The 13,055-nt window shown below is 71.2% G+C and carries 15 protein-coding genes and 1 pseudogene; all 16 read left to right on the top strand.

Annotated elements, in window-relative coordinates; all coding sequences use genetic code 11:
• Nucleotides 1-146 precede the first annotated feature (146 nt).
• The 16 genes and pseudogenes from rpsP to BU197_RS23820 all read left to right on the top strand — a co-directional run bounded on the left by rpsP (nt 147) and on the right by BU197_RS23820 (nt 12,848).
• Nucleotides 147-590: a 30S ribosomal protein S16 gene (gene rpsP, locus BU197_RS23740; RefSeq protein ID WP_188270336.1), complete on the top strand. Its 444-nt coding sequence runs from the start codon at nt 147-149 to the stop codon at nt 588-590.
• Between the two features lie 2 nt (nt 591-592).
• Complete coding sequence (locus BU197_RS23745) at nt 593-832, top strand: RNA-binding protein (RefSeq protein WP_014153811.1); 240 nt, start codon at nt 593-595, stop codon at nt 830-832.
• A 139-nt stretch (nt 833-971) separates the two neighbouring features.
• Entirely contained in the window at nt 972-1,601 is a 630-nt protein-coding gene (rimM, locus tag BU197_RS23750) for a ribosome maturation factor RimM (protein ID WP_188270337.1), read from the top strand.
• On the top strand, nt 1,598-2,419 hold the full coding sequence (trmD, locus tag BU197_RS23755; protein WP_188270338.1) for a tRNA (guanosine(37)-N1)-methyltransferase TrmD: 822 nt from the start codon (nt 1,598-1,600) through the stop codon (nt 2,417-2,419). The genes rimM and trmD overlap by 4 nt, the downstream gene beginning before the upstream one ends.
• Nucleotides 2,420-2,544: 125 nt before the next feature.
• A complete protein-coding gene (rplS, locus tag BU197_RS23760; RefSeq protein WP_017235933.1) occupies nt 2,545-2,895 on the top strand; it encodes a 50S ribosomal protein L19 in 351 nt (116 codons plus the stop codon).
• A gap of 69 nt (nt 2,896-2,964) precedes the next feature.
• Nucleotides 2,965-3,816, top strand: coding sequence for a signal peptidase I (gene lepB / locus BU197_RS23765; RefSeq protein ID WP_188270339.1), 852 nt, complete (start codon nt 2,965-2,967; stop codon nt 3,814-3,816).
• Entirely contained in the window at nt 3,809-4,831 is a 1,023-nt protein-coding gene (gene lepB, locus BU197_RS23770; protein ID WP_188270340.1) for a signal peptidase I, read from the top strand. Before lepB (BU197_RS23765) ends, lepB (BU197_RS23770) begins: the two co-directional genes overlap by 8 nt.
• Nucleotides 4,764-5,690, top strand: coding sequence for a signal peptidase I (gene lepB, locus BU197_RS23775; protein WP_188270341.1), 927 nt, complete (start codon nt 4,764-4,766; stop codon nt 5,688-5,690). The genes lepB (BU197_RS23770) and lepB (BU197_RS23775) overlap by 68 nt, the downstream gene beginning before the upstream one ends.
• 74 nt (nt 5,691-5,764) lie before the next feature.
• Entirely contained in the window at nt 5,765-6,547 is a 783-nt protein-coding gene (lepB, locus tag BU197_RS23780) for a signal peptidase I (protein ID WP_188270342.1), read from the top strand.
• 41 nt (nt 6,548-6,588) lie between these two features.
• Nucleotides 6,589-7,116 (top strand): NUDIX hydrolase, encoded by a 528-nt coding sequence (locus BU197_RS23785; RefSeq protein WP_411158527.1) that lies wholly within the window; start codon nt 6,589-6,591, stop codon nt 7,114-7,116.
• A gap of 55 nt (nt 7,117-7,171) precedes the next feature.
• Entirely contained in the window at nt 7,172-7,480 is a 309-nt protein-coding gene (locus tag BU197_RS23790; RefSeq protein WP_005311352.1) for a DUF2469 domain-containing protein, read from the top strand.
• Between the two features lie 375 nt (nt 7,481-7,855).
• A pseudogene (locus tag BU197_RS23795) lies at nt 7,856-8,215 on the top strand (YraN family protein); the annotation flags it as partial.
• A 1-nt stretch (nt 8,216) separates the two neighbouring features.
• Complete coding sequence (locus tag BU197_RS23800; protein ID WP_188270343.1) at nt 8,217-9,830, top strand: YifB family Mg chelatase-like AAA ATPase; 1,614 nt, start codon at nt 8,217-8,219, stop codon at nt 9,828-9,830.
• Entirely contained in the window at nt 9,827-11,137 is a 1,311-nt protein-coding gene (dprA, locus tag BU197_RS23810; protein WP_223183102.1) for a DNA-processing protein DprA, read from the top strand. Before BU197_RS23800 ends, dprA begins: the two co-directional genes overlap by 4 nt.
• A 221-nt stretch (nt 11,138-11,358) precedes the next feature.
• Nucleotides 11,359-12,195, top strand: coding sequence for an RNA polymerase sigma factor WhiG (gene whiG / locus BU197_RS23815; protein ID WP_188270344.1), 837 nt, complete (start codon nt 11,359-11,361; stop codon nt 12,193-12,195).
• 71 nt (nt 12,196-12,266) lie between these two features.
• Nucleotides 12,267-12,848 carry a TetR/AcrR family transcriptional regulator gene (locus BU197_RS23820; RefSeq protein WP_188270402.1) on the top strand — a complete coding sequence of 194 codons (582 nt, stop codon included), beginning with the start codon at nt 12,267-12,269 and terminating at the stop codon, nt 12,846-12,848.
• Nucleotides 12,849-13,055: the final 207 nt, after the last annotated feature.

Here is a 13,055-nt window from a genome sequence, read left to right on the forward strand (position 1 = left end):
GTGTGGCACAATGGCTAGCTGTACTCGACAGTCGCATAGGACCCCTCTCTCCTCCGGCTGACGCGTCCATCGGGCATCCGAGTACCGCAACCCCACGTGGCATCTCAAAGTGCCCAACCACGTCAAGACCAGGAGACACCACTCCAGTGGCAGTCAAGATCAAGCTCAAGCGCCTCGGCAAGATCCGCCAGCCTCACTACCGCATCGTCGTCGCCGACTCCCGCACCCGTCGGGACGGTCGCGCGATCGAGGAGATCGGCCTCTACCACCCGACGTACAACCCGTCGCGTATCGAGGTCGACTCCGAGCGTGCGCAGTACTGGCTGTCCGTCGGCGCCCAGCCGACCGAGCCCGTCCTCGCCATCCTGAAGCTCACCGGCGACTGGCAGAAGGCCAAGGGCCTCCCCGCCCCGGAGAAGCCCCTGCTCGCCCCGGCGACCAAGGAAGCCAAGCGCGCCACGTTCGACGAGTTCGCGAAGGCCCTTGAGGGCGGCGACGACAAGGGTGAGGCCATCACCCCGAAGGCCAAGAAGGCCGACAAGAAGGCGGACGAGGCCGAGGCCGCGTCCACCGAGTCGACCGAGGCCTGAGCATGCTCGAGGAGGCTCTCGAGCACCTCGTGAAAGGCATCGTCGACAACCCCGACGATGTGCAGGTCGCCTCGCGCGATCTGCGTCGCGGTCGCGTGCTTGAGGTCCGGGTTCACCCGGACGACCTCGGCAAGGTGATCGGCCGCAACGGCCGCACCGCGCGCGCCCTGCGCACGGTCGTGGGCGCCATCGGCGGCCGCGGCATCCGAGTCGACCTCGTCGATGTGGACCAGGTCCGCTGAGCAGGTCGGCAGCATTGCCTTGAGTTGTGCCGGCACGGGCCGGGGAGGGCTGTAGAGCCCACCCCGGCCCGTTGTCGTACAAGCTGGCCGTACGTACGTGTGACCGTCGTACGAGCGTGTGACAGGAGAGTGTGGAGCAGTGCAGTTGGTAGTCGCGCGGATCGGCCGCGCCCACGGCATCAAGGGCGAGGTCACCGTCGAGGTGCGGACGGACGAGCCGGAGCTGAGGCTCGGACCCGGAGCCGTCCTGCGCACCGACCCGGCCGGAATCGGGCCGCTGACCATCGAGACCGGCCGGGTGCACAGCGGCCGCCTGTTGCTGCGCTTCGAGGGCGTCCGCGACCGCACCGGCGCCGAGGCCCTGCGCAACACCCTCCTCATCGCCGAGGTCGACCCGGCGGAACTGCCCGAGGAGGAGGACGAGTACTACGACCACCAGCTCATGGACCTGGACGTGGTCCTCGTCGACGGCACCGAGATCGGCCGCATCACCGAGATCTCCCATCTGCCGTCCCAGGACCTCTTCATCGTCGAGTGCCCCGACGGCACCGAGCTGATGATCCCGTTCGTCAGCGAGATCGTCACCGAGATCGACCTGGAGGAGCAGCGGGCCGTCATCGACCCGCCGCCCGGCCTCATCGACGACCGCGCCGAGATCGCCTCCTCCCGGGACGAGGACGGCGTGGACGGTGAGGACGGCGCAGACGGTGAAGACGCCGAGAACGCCGACAGCGCCGAGGACGGCGAGAGCGGCAAGGGCCAGGCATGAGGCTCGACGTCGTCACGATCTTCCCCGAGTACCTCGAACCGCTGAACGTCTCCCTCGTCGGCAAGGCCCGCGCCCGAGGGCAGCTCGACGTGCACGTCCACGACCTGCGGAACTGGACGTACGACCGGCACAACACGGTCGACGACACCCCCTACGGCGGCGGCCCCGGCATGGTCATGAAGACCGACCCCTGGGGCGACGCGCTCGACCAGACCCTCGCCGACGGCTACGAGAACGGCGCCCACGGCCCCGTCCTCGTCGTCCCCACGCCCAGCGGCCGCCCCTTCACCCAGGAGCTGGCCGTCGAGCTGTCCGAGCGCCCCTGGCTGATCTTCACCCCGGCCCGCTACGAGGGCATCGACCGCCGCGTCATGGACGAGTACGCCACCCGGATGCCGGTCTACGAGGTCTCCATCGGCGACTACGTCCTCGCCGGCGGGGAAGCCGCCGTCCTCGTCGTCACCGAAGCCGTCGCCCGGCTCCTGCCCGGCGTCCTCGGCAACGCGGAGTCTCACCGGGACGACTCCTTCGCCCCCGGCGCCATGGCCAACCTCCTCGAAGGGCCCGTCTACACCAAGCCCCCCGAGTGGCGGGGCCGGGCCATCCCCGATGTCCTGCTCAGCGGCCACCACGGCAAGATCGCCCGCTGGCGGCGCGACGAGGCCTTCCGGCGTACCGCCGCGAACCGGCCCGACCTGATCGAGCGCTGCGACCCCGCCGCCTTCGACAAGAAGGACCGCGAGATCCTCTCCATGCTCGGCTGGGCCCCCGAGCCCGGCGGCCGATTTTGGCGCAAGCCGCAGGACATGGAAGAATAGGACGCTGTCGTCCGTCCGGCGTGCGCCCCTGCCACAGGGGGAACGCCGCCGTACGAAACGGACGACACTCCTTCACCATCACGTACCGCTGATGACCTGTGGCATCAGCGAGGAAAGAGACCTCCATGGCCTCCCTGCTCGACCAGGTCAACGCGGCCGCGCTCCGCTCCGACCTCCCCGCCTTCCGCCCCGGCGACACCGTGAACGTCCACGTGCGCGTCATCGAAGGCAGCCGCTCCCGTATCCAGCAGTTCAAGGGCGTCGTCATCCGCCGCCAGGGCTCGGGCGTCAGCGAGACCTTCACGGTCCGCAAGGTCTCGTTCTCCGTCGGCGTCGAGCGCACCTTCCCGGTCAACAGCCCGATCTTCGAGAAGATCGAGCTCGTGACCCGCGGTGACGTCCGTCGCGCCAAGCTCTACTACCTGCGTGAGCTGCGCGGCAAGGCTGCCAAGATCAAGGAGAAGCGCGACCGCTGAGCCCCGGCTCCCGGCACGCCCTTCGCTTCCGGGCCCTCGCACGGACTGGCCGGATAGGCTCTTCCAGCGATGGACACCGAAGCACAGCCCACGGAGCGCGACCCCTCTTCCGACACGGAGGACGGGTCGCGCTCCGCGCGCGTTTCCGAGCACCCCCCGGCCCCGTCCCCCTGGCGGCGCACCGCCTTCATCGGGGCCGCCTGCGTGGCCTTCCTGCTGCTCCTGAGCCATGTCGTACTCCAGCCCTTCCTGATCCCGAGCGGCTCCATGGAGCCGACGCTCCAGGTCGGCGACCGCATCCTGGTCGACAAGCTGGCGTACCGCTTCGGCGGCGAGCCGAGCCGGGGCGACGTCGTCGTCTTCGACGGCACCGGCTCCTTCGTACGGGAGGAGACCCGGGGCAACCCGGTCACCGGACTCCTGCACGACGCGGCGGCGGCCCTCGGGCTCGCCGAACCCGATGAGACCGACTTCGTGAAACGGGTCGTCGGCATCGGCGGCGACCGGGTGATCTGCTGCGACAAGAACGACCGGCTCACCGTCAACGGCGCCCCCGTCGAGGAGCGGTACCTGATGCTCGGCGACCAGCCGTCCAGCGTCCCCTTCGACATCGTCGTCCCGCCCGGCAGGCTCTGGGTGATGGGCGACCACCGCAGTCAGTCCAGCGACTCCCGCGACCACCTCGGCGACCCCGGCGGCGGCATGGTCCCCGTCGACAAGGTCATCGGACGCGCCGACTGGATCGGCTGGCCCGTCGGCCGCTGGTCCGCGGTGGCCGGAACCGGCGCCTTCGACGCCGTACCGGCGCCTGGACATGGAGTACCCGCCGCTGGACACGACGCGCCGGCGCCCGGACATGACGTACCGGCCCCTGGACACGGTGGATCGGGCGGGAACGGGACGGCGGGCACCCATGGGTAGCCGGGGAAGGCCCCCGGGCGGCCGCACCGCCGAGCCCGAGGGCGACCGGACCCGGCCGCCCGGCCGGGCCGAACGGCGCAGGCTCGCCCGCAAGGTCAAACGGCGCCGCCAGCGCTCGGCCCTCCGCGAGATCCCCGTCCTGATCACCGTCGCCGTGCTGATCGCGCTCTTCCTCAAGACCTTCCTGGTGCAGGCGTTCGTCATCCCCTCCGGTTCCATGGAGCAGACGATCCGCATCTCCGACCGGGTCCTCGTCGACAAGCTGACGCCCTGGTTCGGCTCCCGCCCCCAGCGTGGCGACGTCGTCGTCTTCAAGGACCCCGGCAGCTGGCTCCGGCAGGAAACCGCCCCGCCCGCCGACGACCCGATCGGCGTCAAGCAGGTGAAACAGGCCCTCACCTTCATCGGGCTGCTGCCCTCGGCCGACGACCGCGACCTCATCAAGCGGGTGGTCGGAGTCGGCGGCGACACCGTCCGCTGCTGCGACAAGGACGGGCGCCTCACCGTCAACGACGTACCCCTGGACGAGCCCTATCTGTACCCGGGCAACGCGCCCTCCGGCTTCCCCTTCGAGGTCGAGGTCCCCGAAGGCCGGATCTTCGTCCTCGGCGACCACCGCTCCGACTCGGCCGACTCCCGCTACCACCTGGACGAGAAGGACCACGGCACCGTCTCCGAGAAACAGGTGGTGGGACGCGCCGTGGTGATCGCCTGGCCGTTCGGGCACTGGCGCCGCCTCGAAGAACGGGACACCTTCGCGGACGTCCCCGACAACCGCGCGAGTCCGGGTTCGGCGCTCGGTCTTTCGCATAGTGTGTCCCAGCGGAATCTGAACGGATTCTCCGGACTCCCGACCCCTGCGGAACTTCTGCTCGTTATGGGAGTGGTGGGCCTGTCCCTGTTCGGGGACGGGCGTTCGCACGGACTGAGGAGTGGATGTGGGGGATTTGGCCGTCGACGCACGATCCGGACACGATGGGCCCGACAAGGGGGCCGACGGGGCCCTCCGCGATGACACGACGGGTGACGACGTGACGGGTGACGAGCAGACGCAGCCGGGCGGCGGCGCCCCGGGCGACGAGGACACGACGGGCGGTTCCGGCAGCGGCCCGAAGAAGCAGCGTTCCTTCTGGAAGGAACTGCCCCTCCTCGTCGGCATCGCCCTCGTCCTCGCCCTGCTGATCAAGACCTTCCTGGTGCAGGCGTTCTCGATCCCCTCGGAATCGATGATGAACACCCTCCAGAAGGGCGACCGGGTCCTCGTCGACAAACTGACGCCCTGGTTCGGCTCCGAGCCCGAGCGCGGCGAAGTCGTCGTCTTCCACGACCCGGGCGGCTGGCTCGAAGGCCAGACGGCGCCCACGCCGAACGTCGTCCAGAAGTTCCTCAGCTTCATCGGACTCATGCCGTCCGCCGAGGAGAAGGACCTCATCAAGCGCGTCATCGCGGTCGGCGGCGACACCGTCTCCTGCAAGGAGGGCGGCAAGGTCGTCGTCAACGACGTCCCACTCGACGAGACCTCCTACCTCTACCCCGGCTCCGTCCCCTGCCAGGACTCCTTCGGCCCGATCAAGGTCCCCAAGGACCGCATCTGGGTCATGGGCGACAACCGCCAGAACTCCCTGGACTCCCGCTTCCACCAGCAGCTCCCCGGCGGCGGCACCGTCTCCAACGACGAGGTCGTCGGCCGCGCCGTCGTCATCGCCTGGCCGGTGACCCGCTGGGCCACCCTCCCGGTGCCCGACATCTTCGACCAGCCCGGACTCAACCAGGCCATGGCCGCCGCACCCCTCGGCGCCGCGAGCCTCGCCGGGGCGCTCCCGCTGGTCCTCTGGCGCCGCAAGAAGCGCGCCACACGGCATACCGCCGAGTAGCACCCCGCCGGTAGGGTGCCGTCCCGAACCGTCGCCGGGCCCGATGGCCCGGCACCGAACCCCGGGATGCGCACATGAGCGGACACATACGGACGAAGGGCGGCCACGGCCGCCTCGGCAGCGTGCTGTCGGGGCTGGCCGTGGCCGTCGGCTGTGTGCTCTTCCTCGGCGGATTCATCGTCGGCGCCCTCGTCTACCAGCCGTACACCGTCCCCACCGACTCCATGACCCCCACCCTCGACGTCGGCTCCCGCATCCTCGCCGAACGCGTCGACGGCAGCGAGGTACGGCGCGGTGACGTCGTCGTCTTCCGCGACCCCCTCTGGGGCGACTCGCCCATGGTCAAGCGGGTCGCCGCCGTCGGCGGGGACACCGTCGCCTGCTGCGACCCCGACGGACGCCTCACCGTCAACGGCACGCCCGTCCGCGAGCCCTATCTGCGACCGGGCGCCGACGGGAGGATCCGCGCCTCCGGCACCGACTTCTCCGTCACCGTCCCGCAGGGCAAGCTCTTCCTGCTCGGCGACGACCGGCACACCTCCCTGGACTCCCGCACCCACCTGGAGGAAGCCGGCCAGGGCTCCGTGCCCCGCGGCACCGTCCTCGGCAGGGTCGACGCCGTCGTCTGGCCCGCCAGGGGCCTCCTGGACCGCCCCACGGGCTTCGCCGACCTCCCGGGCGGCACCTCCGAACCGGGCCCCTTCCACCTCCTCCTGACCGCCATCGCGGCAGGCGCCCTGCTGATCCTCCTCGGAGCGGCGTACGGCCCCGCCGCCCGCCTCTCCACCCGCCTCTCCGGGAAACGACCCTTGGAGCCCTCCCGCACGGCGGGACGGCGCGAGAGGGTGGGGACATGACGGAGACGGGGAGGGGAACGGAGACGGAGACGGAGATGGGGATGGGGATGGGGATGGGGATGGAGGCGGGAACGGGGACGGAGGTGCGGCGGCGGGTCGCGCGGGTGGTCCTGCTCGACCCCGACGACCGGGTCCTCCTCCTGCACGGCCACGAGCCCGACGACCCCGGCGACGCCTGGTGGTTCACCCCCGGCGGCGGACTCGAAGGAGCCGAGACCCACGCGGACGCGGCCCTGCGCGAACTCGCCGAGGAGACCGGGATCACCGAAGTCGACCTCGGCCCCGTCCTCTGGAAGCGGTACTGCTCCTTCCCCTTCGCCGGGCGGCGCTGGGACCAGGAGGAGTGGTACTACCTGGCCCGCACCCGCGGACCCGAGGCCGAACCGAGGCCCAGAGCCCTCACCGAACTGGAGACACACAGCCTCGAAGGCCTCAGATGGTGGACCTCCGCCGAACTGTCAGCGGCCCATGAGACGGTGTACCCGACCAGGCTCGCCGAGCTGCTGCGCACGCTGCTCGACGAGGGACCTCCGAGTGCACCGGTGGTGCTCGCCCCGGAAATCGTCTAGGGACGCGCACGGCTGGCGCACAATAGGTGGACGCACGGCTGAAGGGGAACATGCCATGAGCGCCGAGGACCTCGAAAAGTACGAGACCGAGATGGAGCTGAAGCTCTACCGGGAGTACCGCGACGTCGTCGGGTTGTTCAAATACGTGATCGAGACCGAGCGGCGCTTCTACCTCACCAACGACTACGAGATGCAGGTCCACTCCGTACAGGGTGAGGTCTTCTTCGAGGTCAGCATGGCCGACGCCTGGGTCTGGGACATGTACCGACCAGCCAGGTTCGTCAAGCAGGTCAGGGTGCTCACCTTCAAGGACGTGAACATCGAGGAACTCAACAAGAGCGACCTCGAACTGCCCGGCAGCTGACCCCGACTCACCCACACGGGTGAGCAGGTTTTCCACAGCCCCCGGACTGTCCACAGCGCCGCACACGCACCGCCCACCTCCGTCACAGTCAGTGACGGAGGTGGTCCCATGAACACGACCCAGACGACCCAGACGGCCCACGCGACTCATCCGAACCGTACGGCCCACGCGCCCCGTACGAGTCACGCCGTCCACACGCCCCGGAAGCCCCGCCGTTCGGACGGAACGGGGCGCACGGAGGACCCGCCGGGCACGCCCGGAGCCCCTGCGGGAAGCACCACGAGCCCGAGCGCGACGCATGCCGCGAGCCCGAGCACGACGCATGCCGCGAGCCCCGCCGAAAGGCGTACGACGGACGGAGCCGGGCGGTCCCGCGCCACCCGCGCCCTCGGCCGGTACGGAGAGGAACTGGCCACCCGCCGGCTCACCGCCGCCGGCATGCGCGTCCTCGCCCGCAACTGGCGCTGCGGCCGCACCGGCGAGATCGACATCGTCGCCCGCGACAAGGACACCCTCGTCATCTGCGAGGTCAAAACCCGACGCCACGGCGGCTTCGAACACCCGATGGCCGCCGTCACACCCCGCAAAGCCGAGCGCCTGCGCCGCCTCGCCGCCTGCTGGCTCGACCGCACCGGCACCCCCGCACCCCACGGCGGCATCCGGATCGACCTCGTCGGCATCGTCCTGCCCCGACGCGGCGCCCCCGTCCTCACCCACGCCCAGGGGGTGGCCTGAGGTGGGATTCGCCCGCACCTGCTCCGTCGCCCTCGTCGGCGTCGAAGGAGTCGTCGTCGAAGTACAGGCCGACCTCGAACCGGGCGTCGCCGCCTTCACCCTCGTCGGACTCCCCGACAAGAGCCTCACCGAGAGCCGCGACCGAGTCCGCGCCGCCGTCGTCAACTCCGGCGCCGACTGGCCCCAGAAAAAACTGACCGTCGGCCTCAGCCCCGCCTCCGTGCCCAAGAGCGGCTCCGGATTCGACCTGGCCGTGGCCGCCGCAGTCCTCGCCGCCGCCGAGCGCATCGACCCCCGCACCATCGCCGACCTCGTCCTCATCGGCGAACTCGGACTCGACGGACGCGTCCGGCCCGTCCGAGGCACCCTCCCCGCCGTCCTCGCCGCCGCCGACGCCGGATACCGGCAGGTCGTCGTCCCCGAGCAGACCGCCGGGGAAGCCTCCCTCGTCCCCGGCGTCTCCGTCCTCGGCATCCGCAGCCTCCGCCAACTCATCGCCGTCCTCACCGACGAGCCCGTCCCCGAGGAGGAACCCGCCGAGGAAGGCCGCCCCGACGCCCTGCTCGCCGGACTCATCGTCCCCGGCGCCGGACTCGGCACCGGACTGGCCGCCGACCCCACCGAAGGCCCCGACCTCGCCGACGTCGCCGGACAGCACCACGCCCGCCGCGCCCTCGAAGTCGCCGCCGCGGGCAGCCACCACCTACTCCTCTCCGGCCCGCCCGGCGCCGGAAAAACCATGCTGGCCGAACGGCTCCCCGGCATCCTCCCGCCCCTCACCCGACAGGAATCCCTCGAAGTCACCGCCGTCCACTCCGTCGCAGGACTCCTCCCACCGGGTGAACCCCTCGTCCACCGCGCCCCCTACTGCGCACCCCACCACTCGGCCACCATGCAGTCCCTCGTCGGCGGCGGGAACGGCCTCCCGAGGCCCGGCGCCGTCTCCCTCGCTCACCGAGGAATCCTCTTCCTCGACGAAGCACCCGAATTCTCCGGAAAAGCCCTCGACGCCCTCCGCCAGCCCCTTGAATCCGGCCACGTCGTCATCGCCCGCGCCGCCGGAGTCGTCCGCCTCCCCGCCCGCTTCCTCCTCGTCCTCGCCGCCAACCCCTGCCCCTGCGGACGCCACACCCTGCACGGCTCCGGCTGCGAATGCCCCGCCTCACTCGTCCGCCGCTACCAGGCACGCCTCTCCGGACCCCTCCTCGACCGCATCGACCTCCGGGTCGTGGCCGAACCCGTCACCCGCGCCGACCTCCTCGGCCACGGCGACCGGGGCGAGAGCACCGCCACCGTCGCCGACCGCGTCCGCGAGGCCCGCGCCCGCGCCGCCACCCGACTCTCCGACACCCCCTGGCGCGTCAACAGCGAGATCCCCGGCCACGAACTGCGCACCCGCCACCCGGCGGCCCCCGGAGCCCTCGACGCGGCGGAACGGGACATCGAACGCGGACTCCTCACCGCCCGGGGCGTCGACCGCGTCCTGCGCGTCGCCTGGACCCTCGCCGATCTCGCCGGACACGACCGCCCCGACCACCAGGACGTCGCCCTCGCCCTCGAACTGCGCACCGGCGTCTCCCGGGGCGTGCCCGTCACGGCGGGGGAGCGCCCATGACCCTCCCGCCCTCCCCGGAAGAGCGGCTCGCCCGCGCCGCCCTCAGCCGAGCGGTCGAACCGGGCGACGAACACGCGGGCCGCTGGCTCCGCCACTACGGCCCCGTCGGCTTCCTCGACCGCCTCCTGCGGAAACCGGAAACGGCCACGGCCACCGACACGCCCACCCACTTCGCGGACACGGCGCCCCCTGACCGGCCCGCTACCACCGCCACCACCCGAACCGGAGACGCCACCGGCGCCTCCACGGCCCCCTCAGGAGCACGGAACGACCCCTTCTTCCCCGGGACCGGCGCGAAACGCATCGCCTCATGGCGTATCCGCGCCACAACCGCAAACCCCGCCCGCGACCTCGACACCGTCCACCGACCAGGCGGCCGTTTCGTCATCCCGGGGGACATCGAATGGCCGCGTCAACTCGACGACCTCGGAGACACCCGCCCCCTCGGACTCTGGGTCACAGGCCCCGCCGACCTGCGGACCTGGGCCCTACGCTCCGTCGCCCTCGTCGGCGCCCGCGCCTGCACCCCCTACGGCGCCCACACCGCCGCCGACCTCGCCAACGGACTCGCCCGCCAAGGCTGGGTCGTCGTCTCCGGAGCCGCCTACGGCATCGACGGCGCCGCCCACCGAGGCGCCCTCGCCGCAGGAGGCGCCACCATCGCCGTCCTCGCCTGCGGCATCGACACCCCCTACCCCCGAGGCCACGACCGACTCCTCCAACGCATCGCCGAACAAGGCCTCGTCGTCAGCGAGTTGCCCCCCGGAAGCCACCCCACACCGAGCCGCTTCATCCTCCGCAACCGCGTCATCGCCGCCCTCACCCGAGGCACCGTCGTCATCGAGGCACAGCACCGCAGCGGCTCCCTCGTCACCGCCCGCGCCGCCGCCCGGCTCGGCCGCCACATCATGGGCATCCCCGGCCCCGTCACCAGCGCCCTCTCCGCCGGAGTCCACGCACTCCTCCGGGACGACGCCACCCTCGTCACCGACGCCGACGAGATCGTCGAACTCATCGGCGACATGGGTCAACTCGCCCCGACGCGCCGAGGCCCCGTCCTTCCCCGCGACCTCCTCGCCCCCGCCGCCCGGCACGTCCTCGAAGCCGTCCCCGCCCGAGGCCCCACCCCCACGACCACCGTCGCCCGCCGCGCCGGGACCACCCCCGACGAGACCCTTGCAAGGCTGTACGAGCTCCACTCCCTCGGCTTCGTCGAACGACACGAGGAGGGCTGGAAGTTGACGAACACCGTGACGTCCGAGTCGAACGCGCGGCGAGGCGGCACTCGACCCGGAGCATTCGGGTGAAAGGGTGCCGAGGGTGAACAAGCGAGTTCTCTCGGCCGCCCCCGAGGGGCCGCCGCGCGCCCCGGCCCGGGTTCGAAGATGTGGCCGATGGCGTCCACCCGGAGCGGCGCGATCCGCCGACGTTCGCTCACCGCTACCGCTCACTCACGCTACGCTCACCAGGATTCCCCCCAGGACACCCACACCTGCACATCCGACAGCAGAACGGCTCAAGGCGACGCATGCCCCAGCACACCTCAGGGTCTGACCGCGCCGCGGTGCCCCCAGCAGCCCGGGGCACCGTACGGCCACCCGCTCCGACCTCCCTCGACGAGCTGTGGCGCTCGTACAAGGACACGGGAGACGAGCGCCTGCGGGAGCAGCTGATCCTGCACTACTCGCCGCTCGTCAAATACGTCGCCGGACGCGTCAGCGTCGGCCTCCCGTCCAACGTGGAACAAGCCGACTTCGTCTCCTCCGGAGTCTTCGGGCTCATCGACGCCATCGAGAAGTTCGACGTCGAGCGCGCCATCAAATTCGAGACCTACGCCATCACCCGCATCCGCGGCGCCATGATCGACGAGCTGCGCGCCCTGGACTGGATCCCCCGCTCCGTCCGTCAGAAGGCGCGCAACGTCGAGCGCGCCTACGCCACCCTCGAAGCCCAGCTCCGGCGGACCCCCTCCGAGAGCGAAGTCGCCGCCGAGATGGACATCACGCTGGAAGAACTGCACGCGGTTTTCAGCCAGTTGTCCCTGGCGAACGTCGTCGCCCTCGAAGAACTCCTCCACGTCGGCGGCGAGGGCGGCGACCGGCTCTCCCTGATGGACACCCTGGAGGACACGGCCGCCGACGACCCCGTCGAGGTCGCCGAGGACCGTGAGCTGCGCCGACTGCTCGCCCGCGCCATCAACACGCTCCCCGAGCGGGAGAAGACCGTCGTCACGCTCTACTACTACGAAGGCCTCACCCTGGCCGAGATCGGCCACGTCCTCGGCGTCACCGAGAGCCGCGTCAGCCAGATCCACACCAAATCCGTCCTCCAGCTCCGGGCCAAGCTTGCCGACGTCGGGCGCTGACCGACGCCCGCCAGTCGTAGAGTGGAACCGTGCCCAGGATTCGAGCGGCCTCGGTGGCCGAGCACCGGACGATGCAGCGCGGCGCCCTCCTGGACGCCGCGCGTTCCCTGCTGTCCGAGGGCGGGACGGAAGCACTGACCTTCCCCGCCCTCGCCGAGCGTACGGGCCTGGCCCGCTCCTCGGTGTACGAGTACTTCCGGTCACGCGCGGCCGTCGTCGAGGAACTCTGCGCCGTCGACTTCCCCGTCTGGGCGGCCGAGGTCGAGTTCGCCATGGACGCGGCCGAGACCCCGCAGGGCAAGGTCGAGGCGTACGTCCGCAAACAGCTGGAACTGGTCGGTGACCAGCGCCACCGCGCGGTCGTCGCCATCTCCGCGAGCGAGCTGGACGACGGCGCCCGCGAGAAGATCCGCGCCGCCCACGGAGGCCTGGTCGCGATGATCGTCGAAGCCCTCGCCGCACTGGGCCAGCCCCAGCCGCGCCTCGGCGCCATGCTCCTCCAGGGCGTCGTCGACGCCGCCGTGCGCCGAATCGAGCTGGGCGCCGCCGAAAACCCGGCGGAGATCACCGAGGCAGCGGTCTCCATGGCCCTCCACGGAGTCAACGGAGTCGCCGAAGGCGACGAAACCGACCAGGCGGACACCACCACCTGAGCCCTCGGCGGCCGGGGGGCTCCTTCTTCGTTCCCCGCCCCACCTCTTCCCTTCCCTTCCCTTCCCTACCCCTCCCCGCCTGCTTCGCCCCCGCCCCGCCCACTCTTCAGTCCTCGCGCCCCAACCCTGCCCCTGGCCTCCAGGCCCTCTGGTTCCTGGGCCCTTCGCTCCGGGGCCCCTCCCCCCCCCCCCCTCCCCCCCCCCCCC

The sequence above is a fragment of the Streptomyces sp. CBMA291 genome (genome assembly GCF_014596525.1).
Taxonomy (GTDB): Bacteria; Actinomycetota; Actinomycetes; order Streptomycetales; family Streptomycetaceae; genus Streptomyces.